Annotated in this window: 19 protein-coding genes; 8 read left to right on the plus strand and 11 right to left on the minus strand. The window is 69.4% G+C overall.

The features are described 5' to 3' along the window. Window positions 1-71 precede the first annotated feature (71 nt). Window positions 72-755 carry an excalibur calcium-binding domain-containing protein gene (locus AC6CID_RS00895; protein ID WP_498353458.1) on the minus strand — a complete coding sequence of 228 codons (684 nt, stop codon included), beginning with the start codon at window positions 753-755 and terminating at the stop codon, window positions 72-74. Between the two features lie 148 nt (window positions 756-903). Between AC6CID_RS00895 and AC6CID_RS00900 the strand changes: the two genes are divergently transcribed. Further along, the gene (locus tag AC6CID_RS00900) at window positions 904-1368 is read left to right on the plus strand and encodes a tRNA (cytidine(34)-2'-O)-methyltransferase (RefSeq protein WP_498353459.1); all 465 of its coding nucleotides are present in this window, start codon (window positions 904-906) and stop codon (window positions 1366-1368) included. Here AC6CID_RS00900 and AC6CID_RS00905 read toward each other — a convergent pair. The 3 genes from AC6CID_RS00905 to AC6CID_RS00915 are packed head-to-tail and all read right to left on the minus strand — an operon-like array spanning window position 1365 to window position 5783. Further along, the gene (locus AC6CID_RS00905; RefSeq protein WP_016692855.1) at window positions 1365-1673 is read right to left on the minus strand and encodes a rhodanese-like domain-containing protein; all 309 of its coding nucleotides are present in this window, start codon (window positions 1671-1673) and stop codon (window positions 1365-1367) included. The two genes, AC6CID_RS00900 and AC6CID_RS00905, sit on opposite strands and share 4 nt — an antisense overlap. Next, on the minus strand, window positions 1666-2520 hold the full coding sequence (locus tag AC6CID_RS00910; protein WP_006550104.1) for a DUF4349 domain-containing protein: 855 nt from the start codon (window positions 2518-2520) through the stop codon (window positions 1666-1668). Before AC6CID_RS00910 ends, AC6CID_RS00905 begins: the two co-directional genes overlap by 8 nt. Before the next feature lie 11 nt (window positions 2521-2531). Beyond that, the gene (locus AC6CID_RS00915; protein WP_498353460.1) at window positions 2532-5783 is read right to left on the minus strand and encodes an error-prone DNA polymerase; all 3252 of its coding nucleotides are present in this window, start codon (window positions 5781-5783) and stop codon (window positions 2532-2534) included. 186 nt (window positions 5784-5969) lie between these two features. Between AC6CID_RS00915 and AC6CID_RS00920 the strand changes: the two genes are divergently transcribed. Beyond that, a complete protein-coding gene (locus AC6CID_RS00920; RefSeq protein ID WP_121208940.1) occupies window positions 5970-6428 on the plus strand; it encodes an SRPBCC domain-containing protein in 459 nt (152 codons plus the stop codon). Further along, complete coding sequence (locus AC6CID_RS00925; protein ID WP_024101573.1) at window positions 6415-6747, plus strand: ArsR/SmtB family transcription factor; 333 nt, start codon at window positions 6415-6417, stop codon at window positions 6745-6747. The genes AC6CID_RS00920 and AC6CID_RS00925 overlap by 14 nt, the downstream gene beginning before the upstream one ends. Here the strand turns inward: AC6CID_RS00925 and AC6CID_RS00930 are convergent. After that, window positions 6741-7646 carry a D-isomer specific 2-hydroxyacid dehydrogenase family protein gene (locus AC6CID_RS00930; RefSeq protein ID WP_498353461.1) on the minus strand — a complete coding sequence of 302 codons (906 nt, stop codon included), beginning with the start codon at window positions 7644-7646 and terminating at the stop codon, window positions 6741-6743. The two genes, AC6CID_RS00925 and AC6CID_RS00930, sit on opposite strands and share 7 nt — an antisense overlap. Before the next feature lie 112 nt (window positions 7647-7758). Here AC6CID_RS00930 and AC6CID_RS00935 point away from each other — a divergent pair, with 112 nt between their 5' ends. The 4 genes from AC6CID_RS00935 (at window position 7759) to AC6CID_RS00950 (ending at window position 13346) form a co-directional block, all read left to right on the plus strand. Next, entirely contained in the window at window positions 7759-8166 is a 408-nt protein-coding gene (locus AC6CID_RS00935) for a YciI family protein (protein WP_121209272.1), read from the plus strand. 27 nt (window positions 8167-8193) lie between these two features. Beyond that, on the plus strand, window positions 8194-9333 hold the full coding sequence (locus tag AC6CID_RS00940; RefSeq protein ID WP_498353462.1) for an RNA polymerase sigma factor: 1140 nt from the start codon (window positions 8194-8196) through the stop codon (window positions 9331-9333). Window positions 9334-9407: 74 nt separating this feature from the next. After that, window positions 9408-10937, plus strand: a complete 1530-nt coding sequence (locus AC6CID_RS00945) for a multicopper oxidase family protein (RefSeq protein ID WP_217579603.1) — start codon at window positions 9408-9410, stop codon at window positions 10935-10937. Between the two features lie 285 nt (window positions 10938-11222). Next, the gene (locus AC6CID_RS00950) at window positions 11223-13346 is read left to right on the plus strand and encodes an MMPL family transporter (protein ID WP_498353463.1); all 2124 of its coding nucleotides are present in this window, start codon (window positions 11223-11225) and stop codon (window positions 13344-13346) included. A gap of 55 nt (window positions 13347-13401) precedes the next feature. Here the strand turns inward: AC6CID_RS00950 and AC6CID_RS00955 are convergent, their stop codons facing one another. Together AC6CID_RS00955 and AC6CID_RS00960 are read right to left on the minus strand one after the other, a co-directional pair. After that, entirely contained in the window at window positions 13402-14280 is an 879-nt protein-coding gene (locus AC6CID_RS00955; protein ID WP_498353464.1) for a ferredoxin family protein, read from the minus strand. Between the two features lie 55 nt (window positions 14281-14335). Next, window positions 14336-14860, minus strand: a complete 525-nt coding sequence (locus AC6CID_RS00960) for a hypothetical protein (protein WP_498353465.1) — start codon at window positions 14858-14860, stop codon at window positions 14336-14338. A gap of 50 nt (window positions 14861-14910) precedes the next feature. Here AC6CID_RS00960 and AC6CID_RS00965 point away from each other — a divergent pair, with 50 nt between their 5' ends. Then, window positions 14911-16017 carry an alcohol dehydrogenase catalytic domain-containing protein gene (locus AC6CID_RS00965; protein WP_498353466.1) on the plus strand — a complete coding sequence of 369 codons (1107 nt, stop codon included), beginning with the start codon at window positions 14911-14913 and terminating at the stop codon, window positions 16015-16017. Window positions 16018-16066: 49 nt separating this feature from the next. On the opposite strand, the gene AC6CID_RS00970 is transcribed toward AC6CID_RS00965, so the two are convergent. The 4 genes from AC6CID_RS00970 to imuA' are packed head-to-tail and all read right to left on the minus strand — an operon-like array spanning window position 16067 to window position 20135. Then, window positions 16067-16981, minus strand: coding sequence for an exodeoxyribonuclease III (locus tag AC6CID_RS00970; protein WP_498353467.1), 915 nt, complete (start codon window positions 16979-16981; stop codon window positions 16067-16069). A gap of 11 nt (window positions 16982-16992) precedes the next feature. Next, window positions 16993-17781 (minus strand): alpha/beta fold hydrolase, encoded by a 789-nt coding sequence (locus tag AC6CID_RS00975; RefSeq protein ID WP_498353468.1) that lies wholly within the window; start codon window positions 17779-17781, stop codon window positions 16993-16995. 15 nt (window positions 17782-17796) lie between these two features. Further along, window positions 17797-19377: a DNA polymerase Y family protein gene (locus AC6CID_RS00980; RefSeq protein WP_498353469.1), complete on the minus strand. Its 1581-nt coding sequence runs from the start codon at window positions 19375-19377 to the stop codon at window positions 17797-17799. Then, the gene (imuA', locus tag AC6CID_RS00985) at window positions 19374-20135 is read right to left on the minus strand and encodes a DnaE2-dependent mutagenesis accessory factor ImuA' (protein WP_006550087.1); all 762 of its coding nucleotides are present in this window, start codon (window positions 20133-20135) and stop codon (window positions 19374-19376) included. The genes AC6CID_RS00980 and imuA' overlap by 4 nt, the downstream gene beginning before the upstream one ends. Window positions 20136-20349: the final 214 nt, after the last annotated feature.

Genomic DNA, 20349 nt, shown 5'->3' on the forward strand with positions numbered 1-20349 from the left:
CTCAGACTGCGCACAATGCACCATCACCGGTGTTCGGATGTGACAGGCACATCCGAACACCGGAGCGCGCACTACTTGTCACAGGCGATGCCGTCCTTGTCCCTGTCGAGATGTGTGCCGTATCCGGGTTCTCCCTTCAGGATCGGGGCGACACCTGCTGCTCTCGCTTCGGCGCAGTTGTCGTACGACGCCGACGGTTGCTGAACCGGCGGCGGCGTGTACGCAGGAGCGGGCGGGGGCGTGTACTCCATCACCGGCGGCGACGTGTACTCCGTCGTCGCCGGCGGGGTGTAGGCGGGAGCGGGCGGCGGGGTGTACTCCGTCGTCGTTTCCACGACGGTCGTTCCGACCTGGGGAACCAACGGCACCACAGCAGGCGAGTCGGAGGTCGTGGTGGGCGCCGGTGTCGTCGCCCGGGGCGTGGTCGTGGCGGGCTTCGCCGTCGTCGTGGTCGGAGCCACCGAACTGCTCGTCGTGGACACCACCGAGGAGGTTTCCGTCTTCGGTTCCTCGTCACCGACAGCGGCGCCGAGCGCCACGAGTCCGACGAGGCCGGCGCCGAGCGCCCACGGCCACTTGCGCCGCTTCGACCCACCTGCAGCAGGGGGATTGCCGCCCTGGCCGACAGCCCCGAACACCCGAGTGGGGTCGCCGCTGCCCCTGGGTCTGGTCTGGTTCGTCCACTGCTGACCGTCCCAGTAGCGATCGATGGACGGGTCGTAGGGGTCGGGATGCCAACCGGCAGGAGGATTCATGCTCGATCCGTTCTGAGGAATACGTTCCGCAGAACGTCGCCGGTACCGATCGGTGTGTTACACCGCCAATTCGGAAAACTCACCGAGGCAGGTGGGTGGGCGGGGCGTGCGAGCCGGGCCACACAGTGCCGACTTGTTAACCTGCATCGTGTTCAGAGTGATGTTCCACGAGCCGCGCATTCCCCCCAACACCGGCAATGCCATACGCATGGTCGCCGCGACCGGCGCGGAACTGCACCTGGTGGAACCCCTCGGTTTCGACCTGTCCGAGCCGAAGCTGCGCCGCGCAGGCCTGGACTACCACGATCTCGCGTCGGTCACCGTGCACAGCAGCCTCGAGGCGGCGTGGGCGGCGCTGGTCCCCGAGCGGGTGCTCGCGTTCACCGCGCACGGCACGTCGAGTTATGCGGAGATCGAGTACCGGGCCGGCGACGTGCTGCTGTTCGGACCCGAACCGACAGGGCTGTCGCCAGAGGTGCTCGCCGACCCGCACATCACCGAGCAGATCCGTATCCCCATGCTGCCCGGGCGGCGTTCGCTGAATCTGTCGAACGCCGCAGCCGTCGCCTGCTACGAGGCGTGGCGGCAGCACGGTTTCCCCGAAGGGGTTTAGGCGCCGCTCTCCACCGGACGACCCGAGCGGGCCCATCCGTCGGTGCCACCCGCGACGGACACGGCGTCGACACCGCGACCGGCGAGATACTGCGCGGCCTGCAGGCTGCGGCCACCCACGGCGCAGACGACGTAGACGGTGCCCTCGGTGGGGATCTCGTCGATCCGCGCGACGAACTCGCTGAGCGGGATGTTCGTGACGCCGGGTACGCGCACCTGGGCGTATTCGTCGCGTTCACGCACGTCGATGACGGTCGCCCCGTCGGTGAGCGCGGATTCGAGTGCGGCCAGGTCGACCTCACGCATCGCTGTCGGTCCTCTCGGTGTCGGGCGTCCCGGTGGTTCCGGACGAACGTCCCCGTCGGGTGATGAGCCGGATGACCAGGTAGAGGACACCTGCACACACGAACAGGAACGCCACCCACGGTAGCGCGGCGCCGATACCGACCACCGCTGCCCCCAGCGCGGCCCACAGGCTGTTCCATCCTGCGACCAGCCCGTCCCAGAAACTGTCCTGTTCGGAGGGAAGGCGGTCGGTGGTGATGTCGACGGTGAGCGTGGACAGTTCGATCCGGTCGCCCAGCTGCCGTCGCTGCGCCTCGAGGCTGTCGAGTTCGGCCTGTCGTTCGGCCAGCGCGGTCTCTGCAGCGATCAGCGCCTCGACGTCGGCCGACGACTCGAGCAGTGCCCGCAGGCGGTCCACCGAGGCCCGCAACGCACCCACCCGGGCTTCGAGGTCGGTGTACTGCATCGTCACGTCGTCGCGGGTGGTGCTCAGGCTGGTGACACGGCCGAGTGTGCGGATCTCGTCGACGACCTCGTCGAGCCGGTCGGCGGGCACCCGCACCGTGAGCACGCTGCTCGCCTCGGGTTGTTCGGTGAGCGAGTCGACGCGTCCACCGGCTTCCTCGACGACCGTCACGACCCGGCGGCCCGTCGCCACGGGATCGCCGGCATCCATCTCGAGGTAGCCGGTGACAACCTCCTTGCGGTCGGCCTCTTCGGGTTGCGACTCGCGGAGACCGCCGTCGACGATCGCCGGTGCCGAGATCGCAGGCGCGGACGCCGAGGAGCCCTCGCCTCCACCACCCTCGTCGCAGCCGGTGACGACCAGAGCGAACAGAGCCAACGAGACCGGCCACAGGCGTTTCACACTCGGCGATGTTAGCGAAAGTCGCGTGATCTGCTCGGCATTCGCAGATCCATGGCTTCGAGATGGTCGGCGAGGAGCGTGACCACGCCCTCGGCGTTCTGGAGCCGGCCGCGGACGAGCAGGGCGGGAGCCGTGTGGGCCACGGTCCGGTAGCGCGCCCACAGACCGACCGAGCACACCACGTTCACCATTCCGGTCTCGTCCTCGAGGTTGAGGAAGGTGACACCGGCGGCTGTTGCAGGTCGCTGCCGGTGTGTCACGGCCCCGCCGACGAGGATGCGCGTCCCGTCGGGGACCTGCCACAACTCCGCGGCCGGGATCACCCCGAGTTCGTCGAGCCGCTCGCGCAGAAACTGCGTCGGATAGCTGTCGGGCGAGATTCCCGTGGCCCAGACGTCGGCGGCGGCGAGTTCGAGAGCGCTCATCCCCGGCAGGGCCGGAGTCGGCACCGTCCCGATCCCGGGGAGCCGCCCGGGGCGTTGTGCCGCGGCCGGGGCCGCACCCCAGAGGGCTTCGCGGCGGGTGACGCCGAACGAGGAGAAAGCTCCTGCGGTGGCCAGCGCCTCGACCTGCGTGGTGGTGAGACCGACGCGGGCGGCGAGGTCGGCGGGCGAGGTGTACGGGCCGTGGGCACTGCGTTCGGTCACGATGCGTTCGGCGAGGTCGTCGCCGATGTGCCGCACCGTGGCCAGGCCGAGCCGGACCTCCTTCCCTTCGTTCTCGAGGGTGGCGTGCGCGAGACTCGCCGCGATGTCGGGGCCGTGGACGACCACACCATGACGGCGGGCATCGGCGACCAGCGATTGCGGCGAGTAGAAACCCATCGGCTGAGCACGCAGCAGGCCCGCACAGAACGCTGCGGGATGGTGCAGTTTGAACCATGCCGAATAGAACACCAGCGAGGCGAAGCTCTGCGAATGACTTTCGGGAAAACCGAAATTCGCGAAGGCGTAGAGCTTCTCGTAGATGCGGTCGGCGACGTCCCCCGTGATGCCGTGCAGGTCCCGCATGCCCTGATAGAGGCGTCCGCGCAGACGTTCCATCTTCTCCGTCGAGCGTTTCGATCCCATGGCGCGACGTAATCGATCGGCCTCCGCCGCGGTGAATCCCGCGGCGTCGACGGCCATCTGCATGAGTTGCTCCTGGAAGAGCGGAACGCCGAGGGTGCGTTCGAGGGCCTTCTCGAGGCAGGGATGGTCGTAGGTGACGGGTTCGAGACCGTTGCGCCGCCGGATGTAGGGGTGCACCGAACCGCCCTGGATGGGGCCGGGCCGGATGATGGCCACCTCGATGACCAGATCGTAGAAGCATCGCGGCTTCAACCGCGGCAGAGTGGCCATCTGCGCCCGCGACTCCACCTGGAAGACCCCCACCGAGTCGGCGCGGCACAACATCTCGTAGACCCCCGGCTCGGAGAGATCGAGGTGTGCGAGGTCGACTCGGACGCCTTCGTGTTCGTCGACGAGGTCGATCATGTAATGCAACGCGGAGAGCATGCCGAGGCCGAGCAGATCGAACTTCACGAGACCCGCTGCAGCACAGTCGTCCTTGTCCCACTGCAGGACGGTGCGCCCTTCCATCCGCGCCCATTCGACGGGGCACACGTCGGCGACGGCCCGGTCGCAGATCACCATTCCGCCCGAGTGGATGCCGAGATGCCGTGGGAGACCTTCGATCTGTTCGGCGAGATCGAGAACCGTCTCCGGGATCCGTTCGTCGGTCTCGACCCGCACCCCACCCCACCGGCCGATGAGCTTGCTCCACGCGTCCTGCTGTCCCTGCGAGTATCCGAGGGCACGGGCCATGTCGCGGACAGCGGAGCGACCGCGGTAGGTGATGACGTTCGCGACCTGCGCGGCATTGATCCGCCCGTACTTGCGGTAGACGTACTGGATCGCCTCCTCGCGCCGGTCGGATTCGATGTCGAGGTCGATGTCGGGTGGGCCGTCGCGTTCGGGCGACAGGAAGCGTTCGAACAGCAGCTTGTTGCCGACGGGATCGACGTTGGTGATGCCGATCGCGTAGCAGACCGCCGAGTTGGCGGCTGATCCTCTTCCCTGGCACAGGATGTCGTTTCGCTTGCAGAAGTCGACGATGTCGTGGACGACGAGGAAGTATCCCGGAAATCCCAGCCGGCCGACGACATCGAGTTCGTGTTCGATCTGCCGATAGGCGTCGGGGCGGCGCTCGACCGGACCGTAGCGGCGATGCGCCCCGTCGTAGGTGAGTTCGCGCAGCCAGGTGAACTCGGTGTGCCCGTCGGGAACATCGAAGGGCGGCAGTTTCGGGGCGACGAGACGCAGGTCGAAGGCGCATTCACGGCCGAGTTCGGCGGCACGGTGCACGACACCCGGAAAGGCCTCGAACAGCCACGCCATCTCCTCCCCCGACCGCAGGTGTCCGCCTCCGGTCGGCGGGATCCGGCCGACGGCGTCGTCGAGGCTCTGCCGGTCGGAGATCGCCGCCACGGCCATTGCCAGGCGTCGCCGACGGGGGTGCGCGAAGTGCGCTGCCGTGCTCGCGATGCACGGAATTCCGTGTCGCCCGGCAAGTTCGAAGAGGGCTGCGTTGCGTTCGTGGTCGTCGGGATATCCGTGACGGGTGAGTTCGACGGTCACGCGGTCGGCACCGAACCGGTCGACGAGATCGAGCAATGCCGCTTCGGCGGCGGGGATCCCGCCCGTGGCGAATGCTTGTCGGAAGTGCCCCCGGCGACAACCGGTGAGGATCTGCCAGTGCCCACAGGCGGCGTCGGTGAGCGCGTCGTAGTCGTACGTCGGGTTGTTCTTCTCCCCTCCTGCGAGGTGGGCGTCGGCGATCTGCCGCGACAGGCGTCGATAACCCTCCTGACCGCGGGCGAGGACGAGCAGGTGCGCATCGTCGAGGCCCAGCTCGGCTCCGAAGACGGTGCGGATGTCGAGTTCGCGTGCGGCTTCGGCGAATCGCACCGCTCCGTACAGTCCGTCGTGGTCGGTCACCGCGAGGGCCTCGAGTCCGAGTCGTGCCGCCTCCTCGGCGAGTTCCTCCGGCGTGGAGGCACCGTCGAGGAAGCTGAACGCGGAGTGGGTGTGCAGTTCGGCGTAGGGCACGACCGGCCCCTCGGGACGTCGGACCCGCGCCTCGTACTCGGCGCGGGTGCGCGACCACGCCGGGCTGTCGCTCCCGTCGCCGGGATGTTCGGTATCGCGACGGGAAGTGCCGGGTCGTCCCGAGAGCACGCGCTCCATCTCCGACCAGGTCGGCGGACCGTTTCCCCATCCCACTCCGGCACCTCCTCGACCGGTTCAGTATCGCACATGTGTTCGAGTTCGATGCTCGAACGCGTGCAGATCTCGTCGATGCATCCAGGCATGTCGACGAGAACTGCACAATCGACTGCAACCAGGGGGTTGCACCATGGGCGATAGGGGTGCAACCCTGGAGTTGCATTCCCATCGGAGGAGACAGTCATGACCGACGAACTCGACCGCATCGAACGCGACATCACCATCGACGCCCCTGTGGACCGGGTATGGACACTCGTGGCCGAACCCGGCTGGTACATCAACGACAACGAGTGGACCGAGCACCGCATCGAACACGACGGAGATCTCACCACCGTGCACGATCCGGTCCACGGCGCCTTCGTCTTCCGCACCGTGACCCTCGACGAACCGCACTACGCCGCCTTCCGCTGGCTCGCCGACCACACCGATCCCGACAGCCCGTCCACCCTCGTCGAGTTCCGGCTCACCGCCCTCGACACCGGCACGACCGAATTACGAGTCACGGAAAGCGGATTCGACTCCCTGCCCGGCGACGCGAGCGAACGCCGCACCCGCTTCGAGGAGAACTCCCGCGGCTGGACGGCCGAACTGGAAATCGCCAAGCACCATCTCGAGAAGGACGGAAGCGTTGCCCGACGCTGAGTTCTCCGCCGATCTGCATCCCGTTTTCGCGGCCCTGGCCGACGACACCCGATGGCGCATCCTGCAGCGACTGGGCCGGTCTCCGGCGTCGGCGTCCGGACTCGCGGCCGAGTTCACGGTCTCCCGTCAGGCCATCGCTAAGCATCTGGCGGTGCTCGAACGGTGCGGTCTCGTGACCTCCGAGCGCGCCGGACGGGAGATCCGCTTCTCCGCCGTCGGATCGCGGCTGAGCGCGGTCGGGCGTGCGATCGACGCCGTGGGGACAGGCTGGGACCGTCGCCTGTCCGCGATCAAGAAGGCGGCCGAACGGCCTCAGTAACCCGCGTTCGGATCGACCCGGGCGATCAACTCCTCGCCCGCGACGAACCGGCGCACGTTCTCCTCGAGGGTCGGCGCGAACGTCTGCGTCAGCCGGCTGCGTGTATTGGCGATGTGCGGTGTGATCACGGCGTTGTCGAGATCCCACAGCGGATGACCCTCGGGCAACGGTTCGGGATCGGTCACGTCGAGAACCGCCCCGGCGATCGTACCGTCCCCGAGCGCCTTCACCAGCGCGTCGGTGTCGACGAGGTTGCCCCGCGCGACGTTCACGAGCCACGCCGACCCGGGCATCGCCGCGAGCGCGGCAGCGTCGACGAGATGATCGGTCTCGGCGGTCGCGGGTGCGGCGACGACGAAGTGATCGGCCATCGACCACACCTCCGGCGTGCGGTCGGCCGGCAGCGTGACCTTCGCGCCGTCGACGGGACGGCCCGAACGATTGACCGCGACGACGTCCGCGCCGAGGGCGTGCAGGCGCGGGATCATCGCCCGGCCGATACCGCCGCATCCGACGATGGCCACGGTCGAGCCGTGGAGGTTCTGCACCCGCGGGTCGAGAACGTCCTTGGTCCACCGCTTCGCGGCGACCGAGGCGTGGAACTGGCGCAACCCCACGAGCAGTGCTCCCACCGCGTACTCGGCCACGTTGTCGGCGTACACACCGGACGCGTTCGCCCACACCCGCCGGTCGTCGATCAGACCGGCCCGGAAGAACGGTTCGATGCCGGCATAGGTGAGCTGCACCCACCGCACGGTGTCGGGCAGGTCGGGGAACTCCTCGGCGCTGCCGTCCCACACCAGGGCATCGGCGTCGTGCAGTTCGGAGAGGGTTCCGCCGCCGGAGACGATCGCTGCGGCGAGGTGGTCGTCGTGGCCGGGGCCGAGATGAACACGCATACCGTGACCCTAACCGCGAACGGGCGGGGACGGGATGTCGAGAATCGTGAAGCGGTTCCGTCTCCTCCATGAACGCGGCCACAATGGGCCGTACCGCACGGAGGAGAACATCATGGCCAAGTACCTGCTGCTCAAGCACTACCGCGGCGCCCCGGCAGCGGTGAACGACGTACCCATGGATCAGTGGGAACCGGAGGAGGTGTCGGCCCACGTCCGCTTCATGCAGGATTTCGCCGCCCGTCTCGAGAGCACGGGTGAGTTCGTGGACGCGCAGGCGCTCTCCCCGGAAGGCGCCTTCGTCCGCTACGACGGCGAGGGACGTCCCCCGGTCACCGACGGGCCGTTCCCGGAGACGAAGGATCTCATCGCCGGGTGGATGGTGATCGACGTCGACAGCTACGACCGGGCACTGGAACTGGCCGGCGAACTGTCGGCCGCGCCGGGAGCCGGCGGGAAGCCGATCTACGAATGGCTGGAGGTGCGCCCGTTCATGTCCGAGCCGCCGACCGTCACGGAGTGACGCCGTGGACACCGTCACGGAGTAGACGTGGACGAGGCTCTACTGCGCACACTCGTCCCCACCGTGATCGGCATCCTCGTCCGCCGCGGAGCGGATTTCGCGTCGGCCGAGGATGCCGTGCAGGACGCGCTCGTCGAAGCCCTGCGGGTGTGGCCGGAGGATCCGCCGCGCGACCCGAAGGGCTGGCTGGTCGCGGTGGCGTGGCGCAGATTCCTCGACGCCGTGCGCGCCGACGCGTCTCGTCGACGCCGCGAGATCCTCGTCGACGCCGAGCCCCGGCCGGGTCCGGGCACACCGGTGGACGACACGCTCGCGTTGTACTTCCTGTGTGCCCACCCGTCGCTCACGCCCGGGTCGGCGGTCGCGCTCACGCTGCGTGCCGTCGGCGGGTTGACCACCCGGCAGATCGCGCAGGCCTATCTCGTCCCGGAGGCGACGATGGCCCAACGCATCAGCCGGGCCAAGCGCACGATCGCGGACGTCCGGCTGGATCGGCCGGGCGACGTCGCGACGGTGCTGCGGGTGCTCTATCTCGTGTTCAACGAGGGCTATTCGGGTGACGTCGACCTGGCCACCGAGGCCGTCCGGCTCACGCGCCGGCTGGCAGCGGTGATCGACCACCCCGAGGTGTCGGGTCTGCTCGCGCTGATGCTGCTCCACCACGCCCGGCGAGCGGCGCGCATCCGGTCGGACGGCAGTCTCGTCCCCCTCGCCGAACAGGACCGCAGCCTGTGGGACACGCGCATGATCTGGGAGGGCGTGGAGATCCTGCAGGCCGCACTCGCTCGCGACCGGCTCGGCGAGTTCCAGGCGCAGGCCGCCGTCGCCGCCCTGCACGCCGACGCACGCACCGCGGAGGAGACCGACTGGGTGCAGATCGTCGAGTGGTACGACGAGCTCCTGCAGTTCACCGACAACCCAGTGGTCCGCCTCAACCGTGCCGTCGCGGTCGGTGAGGCGGACGGACCCCGCGCCGGTCTCGCAGCGCTGGCCGAGCTCGACCCCAGCCTTCCCCGGTACACGGCGGCCGCGGCGTATCTCCACGAACGCGCCGGCGACACCGCGACGGCGGCCCGGCTCTATGCGGAGGCCGCGCACCTGGCGACCAGCGTGCCCGAACGCGACCATCTCGTGCGGCAGGCAGCACGACTGCACAGCGCTTCCTGAGGTTCCGTCAGGGTTCTCCCCCATTACGAAATCCGGTGCCACGCCGGATGTGCCGAGGGTGTGGGAGAACGAGCATGGATGTCGTGAAAATCCTGGTGCGTCTGCTCGCAATACCCTTCGTGCTCTTCATCGGGTTCGTGGCGGTCATCGGTGGCCTGGCCGTCCACGCGTGGACCACGCGCGCACTCGACACCACCGGACGCGTCGACTTCGACACCGCCCTGCGGATCCCTCCCGTCGAGTCGGGCACCGTCGACGCCGACGGCACGCGCGTGTTCGACCTGACCATGCAGCGCGGCACGACCGACCTCGGGCACGGCCCCGACACCCGGACGTGGGGCGTGAACGGCAGCTATCTCGGACCCACTCTCCGCGCCGTGCGCGGCGAGAACGTGCGCGTGAACGTCACGAACGAACTCGGCGAGACGAGCACGATGCACTGGCACGGCATGCACCTGCCCGCGGCGATGGACGGCGGACCGCACCAGCCGATCGAGCCGGGAACGACATGGTCGCCGTACTGGACCGTCGATCAGCCGGCCGCGACCCTCTGGTACCACCCGCACCTGCACGGTTCCACCGCCGCGCACGTGTACCGGGGCGTCGCGGGCATGTTCCTGATCGACGAGCCCGGCACGTCGCCGCTCCCCCACGACTACGGGGTCGACGACATCCCCCTCATCGTTCAGGACCGGAAGTTCGACGGCGACCAGCTCGACGACAGCAACGCGATCTTCGCCGACGTCGGCACGCTCGGCGACGAGATCCTCGTCAACGGCACACCGCGGCCGTTCCTGGACGTCGGCACCGAGACGGTCCGGCTCCGGGTGCTCAACGCGTCGAACGCGCGCGTCTACAACTTCTCGTTCGACACCGGGATGCCGTTCCTCCTCGTCGGCAGCGACGGTGGTCTGCTCGAGGAGCCGCGGGCCGTCCGCAGTCTCCAGCTGTCGCCGGGCGAGCGCGCCGAGATCGTCGTCCGGCCGGAAGCAGGTTCGAGGCATGTGCTGCGCAGCACCCCGCCCGAGCTGAAGGCCGGCTTCTGGCAGGACCGCTTCTCCGGTGGCGACGACCGCATGGACGTCCTCGAGCTGCGGGCGGCACCCGTCCTCGGGTCGTCGGCCGCGATCCCGGAGAGGCTGACCACCCTTCCGGAGCTCGGGGAACCGAGCAGCACCCGCCGCATCGACCTGACCTCGTCGACGACCATCAACGATCGCGAGATGGACATGGGCCGGATCGACGAGGTGGTCGTCGCCGGCACCACCGAACTGTGGGAGGTGCGCAATGTCAGCGGCACGATCCACAACTTCCACATCCACGACGTGCAGTTCGAGGTCCTCGGCATGACCGGGGTGAGTCCCGACCACCCGTCCCTGGCCGGTCGCAAGGACACCGTCTTCGTCCCGCCGGCGGCGACCGTGCGGCTGCTCGTTCCGTTCGGTAGCCACACCGATCCGGCGATGCCGTACATGTACCACTGTCACCTGCTCGAGCACGAGGACAGCGGCATGATGGGACAGTTCGTGGTGGTGGGCGCCGACGAGGTGCACGACGTGACGCAGGCGGCCGGCACCGCCCACCATGCCCACGACGGCGGGTGAACCCGGTCACGTCCGGCAGGGCCGGGAATGGATCCTTGCCCACCCCTGTTGAGGAGTGTGGATCGGCGCGTCGCGTACGCCCCGGAGCCAATGAGAAACCGCCTTCGTGGAATACCGTCCGGCTGGAGCCACGTTGCGCAACGTGCCGTGAGGCATCCGGCGCGTCGGTCCACCTTCTTCCTCCCCTGATCTCGCGGCCGTTCCGGCCGAGCAGGGTGAAGCCCTCCCACTCCACGCCAGTACAGTTGCCGATCGTCACAATCGTCAGCGGAACCGGGAGTGGGCATGAGTCGCTGGGCCGAGATCGTCGTCACCAGGAGCCGATGGGTACTGGCGATCGTGCTGCTCGTCGTGCTCTTCGCCGGCGCCTGGGGCGTCGGGATCTTCGGCAAGCTGACCGGCACGGGCTACTACGACCCGAACAGCGAGGCCGTCGAGGTCGAGCAGATCATCTACGAGAACTTCGGGTCGCAGGCCGCGGACATCATCGCGCTCTACACCGCACCCGAGGGACGCACGGTCGACGACATCCGTCCCGACATCGAAAGAACCCTCGCCGAGTTCCAGGACGCCGTCCCCGCCGAGTCGATCCAGACCTACTGGACCGCTCCGCCGCCGATGAACCAGCTGCTGCTGTCGACCGACCAACGCAGCGTGGCTGCCTCGATCACGCTCGGCGCGAACTCCGGGCTCACCGCCGCGAGCTTCCCCGAAGCCCTCGACCTGCTCGAGGTGCCCGGCGTGGAATCGCAGTTCGCCGGCAACACCGTGGTCGCGATCGAGTTCACCGACACCCTGGAGAGCGATCTCGTCCGGTCCGAGCTCATCGCGGTGCCCATCACGCTGGTGCTGCTGGTGTTCATCTTCGGCGGGGTGATCGCCGCCGCGGTCCCGGTCTTCGTGGGTGTGCTCGCGATCTTCTCGTCCCTCGCCACCCTGCGCCTGCTGTCGAATTTCACCGAGGTGTCGTCGTACGCGCTGAACATCACGTCGCTGATCGGTCTGGGCCTGGCGATCGACTACGGCCTGTTCATCGTCAGCCGCTACCGCGAGGAACTCGCGGCCGGTTCGGACGTCACCTCGGCGGTCAAGCGGACGATGTCCACCGCCGGTCACACCGTGATGTTCTCCGCTGCCCTGCTGATCTGCGCGTTCGCGGGCATGCTCGTCTTCCCGCAGACGGTGCTGCGGTCGCTCGGCCTCGGTGCCATGGCCGCCGTCCTCGGTGCCGCCGTCCTGTCGCTGACCGCGGTTCCCGCCCTGCTGACGATGCTCGGCCACCGCATCAACGCGTGGACCTGGGACCGTGAGACCTCCACCCGCGCCGAAGCGCGGGCACGTCGTTTCTGGGGTGGGGTCGTCCGCAAGGTCGTGCGCCGTCCCGCCCTGATCGCGGTGGTGATCACCGGCGGTCTCCTCGTACTCGCGTCGCCCCTGTTCGAAGCACGGTTCGGGGAGATCGAATACACCGCCCTGCCCGAGGACAGCCAGGCCCGCGCAGCCACCCAGACCTTGCTCGACGAGTTCCCGAGCACCGGCAACGGCGCCACGCTCGTCCTGCGTGGTGAGAACGGACAGGCCCCGGACAGCACTGCCGTGCGCACGGTGTCCACCGAGGTCGCCAAGGTCGACGGCATCTCGCAGACCGTCATCGTCGGGCAGGAGTCCGACGTGGTGGTCCTGCAAGGCCTCTACGCTCAGGGCGTGGACGGCACCGCACGGGCGAGCGAGATCACCGGCGAACTGCGCGCCCTGGACGTGCCGGACGGCACCGACCTGCTCGTCGGCGGCGGCCGGGCTCTCGTCGACGACGCCAACCAAGCCGTCTCGGATTCGCTCCCCTGGATGATCACGATCATGGTGCTCTCGACCCTGGTGCTGCTGTTCCTGGCATTCGGGTCGGTGGCACTGCCGATCAAGGCGGTGCTCATGGCGGCACTGAGCCTCGCCGCGACCTTCGGCGTGCTGACCTGGGTGTTCCAGCTGGGCCACGGTGCTTCATGGCTGCACGTCGTTCCCGCGGCGATGGAGCCGACCTTCGTCGTCCTCATCCTCGCCGTGGTGTTCGGCCTGTCGACCGACTACGAGGTGTTCCTCATGTCGCGCATGATGGAGGCCCGCGCGGCCGGAGCGACGACGGTAGAAGCCGTCGAGTACGGCATTGCCCGCACCGGACGTGTCGTCACCGCCGCTGCACTGCTGCTGATCGTGGTCACCGGGGCCTTCACCATCTCCGGCCTGTCGATCATGCGGTTCCTCGGCGTCGGCATGATCGTCGCGCTGATCATCGACGCTACAGTCGTGCGCATGCTGCTCGTGCCGTCACTGGTCAAGCTCATGGGCGAGGCCAACTGGTGGGCACCGGCGTGGATGAAGCGCGTGCACGCGAAGGTCGGACTGGGTCACTAGACCGCAGAGCGGCGGGATCACTAGACCGCAGAGCGGCCGGGTGGTCGGGGTGTCGCTACAGCGGCGTGATCGTCGTCGCGACGACGGGACGCGCCGGCTTGGCCGCGGCACCGCAGCTCGCCGGCCGGGCCGGTAGTTCCGAGGTCTCCACCCCGACCTGCCATGCCCGGCCGTCGCGATGACGCACGATCGGCTCGTCCCCGTCCTCGACCGTCACGGCGTCGATCGCGAACTCGTCGATCGCCTCGCGCACCGCGATCTCGGCGGCCTGCCCGGCCGCAACCCAGGTGCTGCGACCCCGCAGGCCACCCGCGTGGACATACCCGTTCCGGGCGTCGCGGACGGCGGCGAGACTGTCGTCCTCGTCGAGCCGCCCGTAGGTGTAACCGGTGGGCAGCATGATCATCGACGGCGCGAAACGGTGTCCGCCGGTGTGCGAGCACTCCCACACGTCCTGCCCGAACTCGGCGGTCAGAGCGGCCGCGATCGGGCGCCCCAGCACAGCGCAGCACCGGTCCCGCTTTCCGTGAGCGCACACCAGGGCGATCGGGTCCTGCACGGCCGTGCCGAAACCGGGGGCCGGACCTGCGACCACACGGGGGACGATGTCGAGCAGCTCCGCCGGCTCGGTGATCTCGAGCCGCTCGCACCAGGTGTTCTCCGGTTCGGTGCGGGCCAGCAGGACGGTCCGGGTCTCCCGCACCACGTCGCGGCCGGGTCTCCGGATGAACAGGATCCGCACGTCCGCGGCCTTCGCCCGGGCGGACAATTCGTCCGACAACTCGGCGCCGAGGGCGGTGCCGTCGAGCACGTCGCGGCCCCAGCCCGTCGGCACCTCGAGGCACACGTAGCCGGGCGCGGTGGCCGCCGTACCGGGCAGCGGCTCGTCGAGCGCGGACAGTGCGGAACAGGTGGGAACGGAGATGGTGGTCACGCGGACATTGTGGCCCGGACACCCTCGTGACGGCCCGGCACCCCGCGGTGACCGGTCAGCCGCGGCGAAGAAGCCGCTGTGCCGCACCGCCCCACATCCGCAAGAATCCCTGCGACAGGTACGCGAAACTGCCCAGCGCCAGCACCCACTTGGTGAGGCTGACGGTCGAGGCAGCCCGGACCGTCCGATCGTCGATCCGGGTGCGGTGATCCAGCAGGTACAGGCCGACGGCGTTCTCGACGTAGTCCCCCGCCGCGGCGACGACGGGCGCCGCCATCAGGATCCGACGCGTGCTCGGCGACAGCGGGCGGTGTTCGTCGAGCGATCGTGCACCGGCCCGCAATGCGATCGCGAAGGTCGCCGGATGGACCATGTCCCAGTAGTAGTGCTGCCGGTAGCGCTCGATCTCCTCAGGACCGAGATTGTCGAGGATCTTTCGGTACTTCGCGGCCGAGAAGGTGGTCTGGAGGGTGCCCACCGTCGGGGCCGTGGAGCCGAGAACCCGACCGATGTTCGCCTGGGACACGAGGAAGACTGCGGTAGCACCGATGAGGAAGCGGTCGGCCCGGGTGAGTGTCATGCTCGTGATGCTAGAGGCGGAGAATCCGCGACTCTACGGAAGGGAGACTCGTGCAGATCACCGGAGCAGTCCTGGAGGAGATCGGACGTCGACGGCGGTACGAGGAGTCCACCCCGCTCAGCGTGGACCTTCTCGAACTCGACCCACCGGGCCCGGGTGAGGCGCTGGTCGAGATCGAATGCGCCGGTGTGTGCCACTCCGATCTGTCCGTGGTCGACGGCAACCGGCCTCGTCCGGTTCCCATGCTGCTCGGGCACGAAGCGGCCGGACGCATCGTCGAACTCGGCGACGACACCACCGGATTCTCCGTCGGCGAGCGGGTCGTCATGACCTTCATGCCCCGCTGCGGTGAGTGCGAGGGCTGCGCGAGCAACGGCATCCGCCCCTGCATCCCGGGATCGGCCGCGAACGCGGCGGGAACCCTGCTGTCGGGCGCCCGGCGGCTGCACCGCGACGGGAACGACGTCCACCACCATCTGGGAGCATCGGCCTTCGCGACCCACGCCGTCGTCGACACGCGGTCGCTCGTCGGTGTCGGCGACGACGTCCCCGCCGAGGTCGCCGCGCTGATGGGTTGCGCCGTGCTGACCGGTGGCGGTGCGGTCGTCAATACTGCTCGTCCTCAGGCCGGGGACACGCTGGTCGTCGTCGGTCTCGGCGGAGTGGGGATGGCCGCGCTGCTCGTGGCGCTGGCCCACGACGGCGTCACCGTGATCGCCGTCGACACCTCCCCGGGCAAGCGCGATACGGCCCGGTCGCTGGGAGCCGAACGCGTCCTCTCACCGGACGAGGCCGTCGAACAGGGCGTGAAGGCGCGGCTGGTCATCGAGGCCGCGGGGAGCGTGCCCGCGCTCGCCACGGCGGTCGCGCTCACCGGACCGGGAGGCACTACGATCACTGTCGGCCTGCCCGCCCCCGACGCCCGGCTCGAGATCTCGCCCACCGCTCTCGTCGGCGAGGGCCGCTCACTGGTGGGCAGCTACCTCGGATCCGCCGTCCCGGCCCGCGACATCCCCCGCTTCGTGGACATGTGGCGCGAGGGGCGACTGCCGGTCGAGCGACTCGTCACCGACCGTCTGCCGCTGGGTCGGATCAACGAGGCGATGGACGCCCTGGCCGACGGAACCGCCCTCCGTCAGATCCTCACCATGGACTGACCACGAGCCCTACATATCAAGCTCAGATGCCGTAGTCCACGACAGTCACTCAGATGTCGTAGTCCACGACGACCGGCGCGTGATCGCTGATCCTCCGGTCCGGCGCCGGATCGCGGTCGGTTGCTGCGGAGATCGCGGTCCGGGCCAGTCGCGGCGTGGCGAGGTGGTAGTCGATCCGCCACCCGGAATCGGAGGCGAACGACTCCCCCAGCCACGACCACCACGAGTAGGGACCGTCGACCTCGGGATGATGCCGGCGGACGACGTCGACGAGCGTGCGCGGCGACAACAGTGAATCGAACCAGGCGCGTTCCTCGGGCAGGAAGCCCTCGGCCTGTCCGCGACGCCGCCAGTTGCGCACGTCGTAGCGCGTGTGGGCGACGTTGAAATCACCCATGATCAGGAACTCCCGCCCCTGGGCGCGCGCCGCGAGTCGGCTACGGGTCAGCTGCCGGGCGAAGGCCGACAGGAACCGCATCTTGCGTTGGTAGCGCATCCCACCGTCCGGTTCGTCGCGCATGCGCCCGGGCTTCTGGAGGTGCGCCGGGAGCCCGCCCTTCGGCAGGTACAGCGACGCCACGGTGATCGGTGCGTGGGCGAGATCCACCTCGACGTACCGCCCCTCGTGGGCGAATTCGGACAGTCCGCGTGCCAGCGCTCCCCGATCGAACTCGATCCGGTCGACGTGTTCCTCACCGGGAAGTCGCAGCAGTGCGGTGCCGCTCCAGGTGCGCACGGCGGCAGGTTCGTGCAGGGTCAGGATTCCGACGCCGTTGCGGCCGGGAAGGGTGCCCTCGTCGTAGGCGAGGTGGTACTTGCCGAAGACTCCCTGCGGGATCGCAGCCGCCGGAGCGCGTACCTCCTGCAGGGCCACCACGTCGGGGTTGCGCTCACGCAACCAGTCCTCGAATCCGCGGCGCTGTGCGGCGCGGATTCCGTTGATGTTGAAGGTCGCGATGCGCACGATCGTCCAGTCTAGGCAATCGTTCGATCCGTGAGGAACGGGACGACGGCCGCTGCGAAATCGCGGGCACGGTCGCGGTGGATGCTGTGCCCGCAGCCGATCTCCCGCACTGAGGCCGAAGGCAGCGCGTCGACTGCCGCCGTCAGCAGGCGCGGGTCGACCATGCTGCCGCGGCGCGCTCCGCGCAACAGCAGGGTCGGAGCGTCGAGGGACGGAAGATGCTTCCACCACACCGGATTCGGCGTGTGGAACTGGGCGACGACCGACGGCGTCATCGAGCGGTCGAAGGCGGTGACCGCGCGCGGGTTGAGCGCCATGCTGGTCGCGGCGTGCCACAACTCCGCGGGAGTCGGGCGGTGGGCCGGCACCTCCGGAACCGGATCCCCCTCCCGCAACGGCAGAGGTGTCTCCTCGAGGACAAGTCGCCGGACGAGGCCGGGATTCTGTTGCGCGACCAGCGATCCCACATGACCGCCGAGCGAGTGCCCGACGAGATCGACGGCCTCGACACCCAGGTGGGCGCACAGGCCGGCGACGTCGGCGGCGAACTCGTCGAAACGGTACGAGGGGGCCCGGCCGCTGCGTCCGTGCCCGCGCAGGTCGACGGTGATCACCCGTCGGCCCGCCTTCACCAGGTTTCCGGCGAACCGGGTCCATGTGCGCCCGTCACCCCCCATCCCGTGCACAAGCAGTACGGGCACGGAACGGGCGGCGGACCCCGCGGATTCGCGGGACGCAGCGTATTCGCGATACGCCAGGGCGACCCCGTTCGGCGCGACGGTGAGGACCGGAGATCTCATGATGCTCGAGCCTACTCAGTCGTAGACGCCCTCCACCCGCCAGCCGTCGGCACCGAAGAACACCAGCAGGGCCCGTGATTCCTCGAGCAGCACCTGCAGACGGGCGGCGCACCGGGCGGCGGCCGGATCCCACCAGTACTCGTCCACCGGCCACGGACCGGCCCATCCGATCACCGTCCAGCTGCGACTTCCCCATCGCAGCCGAGCAGGTGACCCGCTGAGCAGTCCGCGCTCGGTCACCGAGACCGGATTCCCCACGTCGTCGTCCAGCCGGATCGCGGGAGGTGTGTGCAACACCAGCGCGGGAGCCGGGGGCGGGAGCCGGCCCGGCCACGGTGCGTCCGGGTCGGAGTGCGGTATCGCCTCGTCGCCGACGGGCACGAGGACGATCCGTTCGGTGGGTCCCCGGCCGCCGCCGAGCACTCCGATCCGGACGGCGTCCCCACCGAGCAGGCCCTGCACTCGGACGAGCGCCCGACGTGCGCGTTCGTCCTCGTCGCCGACACCGCCCCAGAGCCCGAGCTGCAGCGCGCCGGCGGCCACGACCTCGACCGGTTCGAGACGTAGCAGCACGATTCCCGCCGTGGGCCGGTTCGTGTTGCGGCCGGTGAGCCATCCGTCGAGCTGCCATCGCACACGATCGGCCGTACCCTCGGGGGTGAGCGGCTCGGCGCAGCGCCAGGTGCGCGCGAGTTCTTCCCCTGCCCCGGTGCGTGCCGTCACGAGCAGTCGCGTGCATGCGACTCCCGCTGCCGCGAGCCTGGTGTGGAGCAGTTCGGCCAGTGCGCGACCGGCGAAGGCCGCGGCGTCGACCCGCTCCACCGGCGGGTCGCAGGGCTGCTCGACCGTCAGGTCCGGAGGGATCGGCCGCCCCGACGGGGGACGTTCCGGCAGGCCCCGTGCGCTCCGGTGCGCAGCGACGACGTCCGCGTCGAAGCGTGACGCAACATCGATCGGGGACAACGCGGCGAACGCTCCGATGGTGCGGATACCGAGACGGCGCAACAGATCCACCGTGTCGGCCCGCCGAGGAGCCGCCAGCGCCGGTTCCACCGCGAGATACGAGACCGGCAGCGGCGCCAGGAACTCGGCGCCCCTCCCCGTCGGGACCAGCGCGTTCCGGCGCGCGGCGAGGACCGCTGTGGACAACTCGTCGGCGACACCGACCTGGCATTCCACGCCGGTCGCCGCGACCGCGTCGATCAGGGCCTCCGCGGCGGCCTCCTCCGAACCGAACCACCGGACTGCACCGCGCGCGGCGAGGACCACCAGACCCGGGCGCAGCACCTCCACGCCCGGGGCCACCGCATCGATTGCGGCCACCACCGCCTCGAACGTCCGCGCTTCCAGGTCGGGATCCGAGCGGGCCACATGCAGTTCCGGGCAGCGTGCCTGCGCCTCACGTCGTCTCAGGCCGCGCCGGGCACCCGCAGCCCGCGCCGAGGCCGAGCAGGCGACGACACGATTCGCCGAGACCACCGCCACCGGGACGGTCGCGGGCAACTCCGCGGCGGTGGCGGCGGCGACGGCGGGCCAGTCGGGGCACCAGAGGGCCGCGACCCGCGCGGGCGCCCGTCGAGAGGACGAGTCGTTCACCGGACCGCTTTACGGAAATGCCCGTCCTCCAGCCGATTTCGCTCCTCACTCGCCCATTCGACGGCACTGCGGCCGGCGCACACCTCCACGCGGGTGGCGCGCGGAGGAAACGCACGCCCGTGCGCCCGGACCGACAAGCGGGTCGCGCACAGCCGGTCCCGGCCGGGACCGTCCACACCCCGATAACCGTCGACCCGCGCCTCCAGTCGCACGTGTGCACCCTCCCAGCGACCGTCCGTGACCACGAGGACGGACTGCTTGCTCCGCGCCCGGGCGGCGACCGCACGAGCGCGGGACGGCGGCACCGATGCCCCACCGAGCCCCAACACCACCAGGTCGATCCCGTCGAGCAGCACCGCGGCGATCTCCACGGGATCCGGTCCGGGATCGGGGATCACAGCCAACCGGTGCAGACGGGCTCCCATCTCCGCGGCGGCGAGCAGACCCAGCCGGCGCTGACCGATCACGGCGGCGTATCCGCCCGAGGCAGTCACGGACGCGAGCATCCCGAGGAGAAGGGAGGTGGCCCCCGAGACCGAGACGACGCTGCCACGCACCAATCCGCCCTGGGGCAACAGTTCCGCGAGCGGAGCCGGGACGGGCAGGATGCGGTCGGAGGGGGCCTCGACCCGGCCTCGCGCGACGGACTGGACCTCGCCCCGCGCCGGCACTGCCGCGATCCGACGTCGCAACGCTTCGATCCGCTCCGCGCGACCCGCTTCCTCGTCGTCCACCGGAAATTCGGCCACCTCGCCCACTGTCACCCCTGTCATCCGCCTGCCGCCTGACACACACGACCGGCCGACCACGGGGAAGTCGTGGCCCGGCTCGCACTCTATTCGAACATACTTTCGATCCCCATCAAGTAGAACCGACCCGAATCCTTCCCGTCAAGCCGGGAACACCGCCCCCGACGGTGACTACAGTGCAGCTCACACGTTTTTCGGCCGGGGCGAACACCTCCGATCGACT

Source organism: Rhodococcus sp. GQ147 (assembly GCF_059759155.1).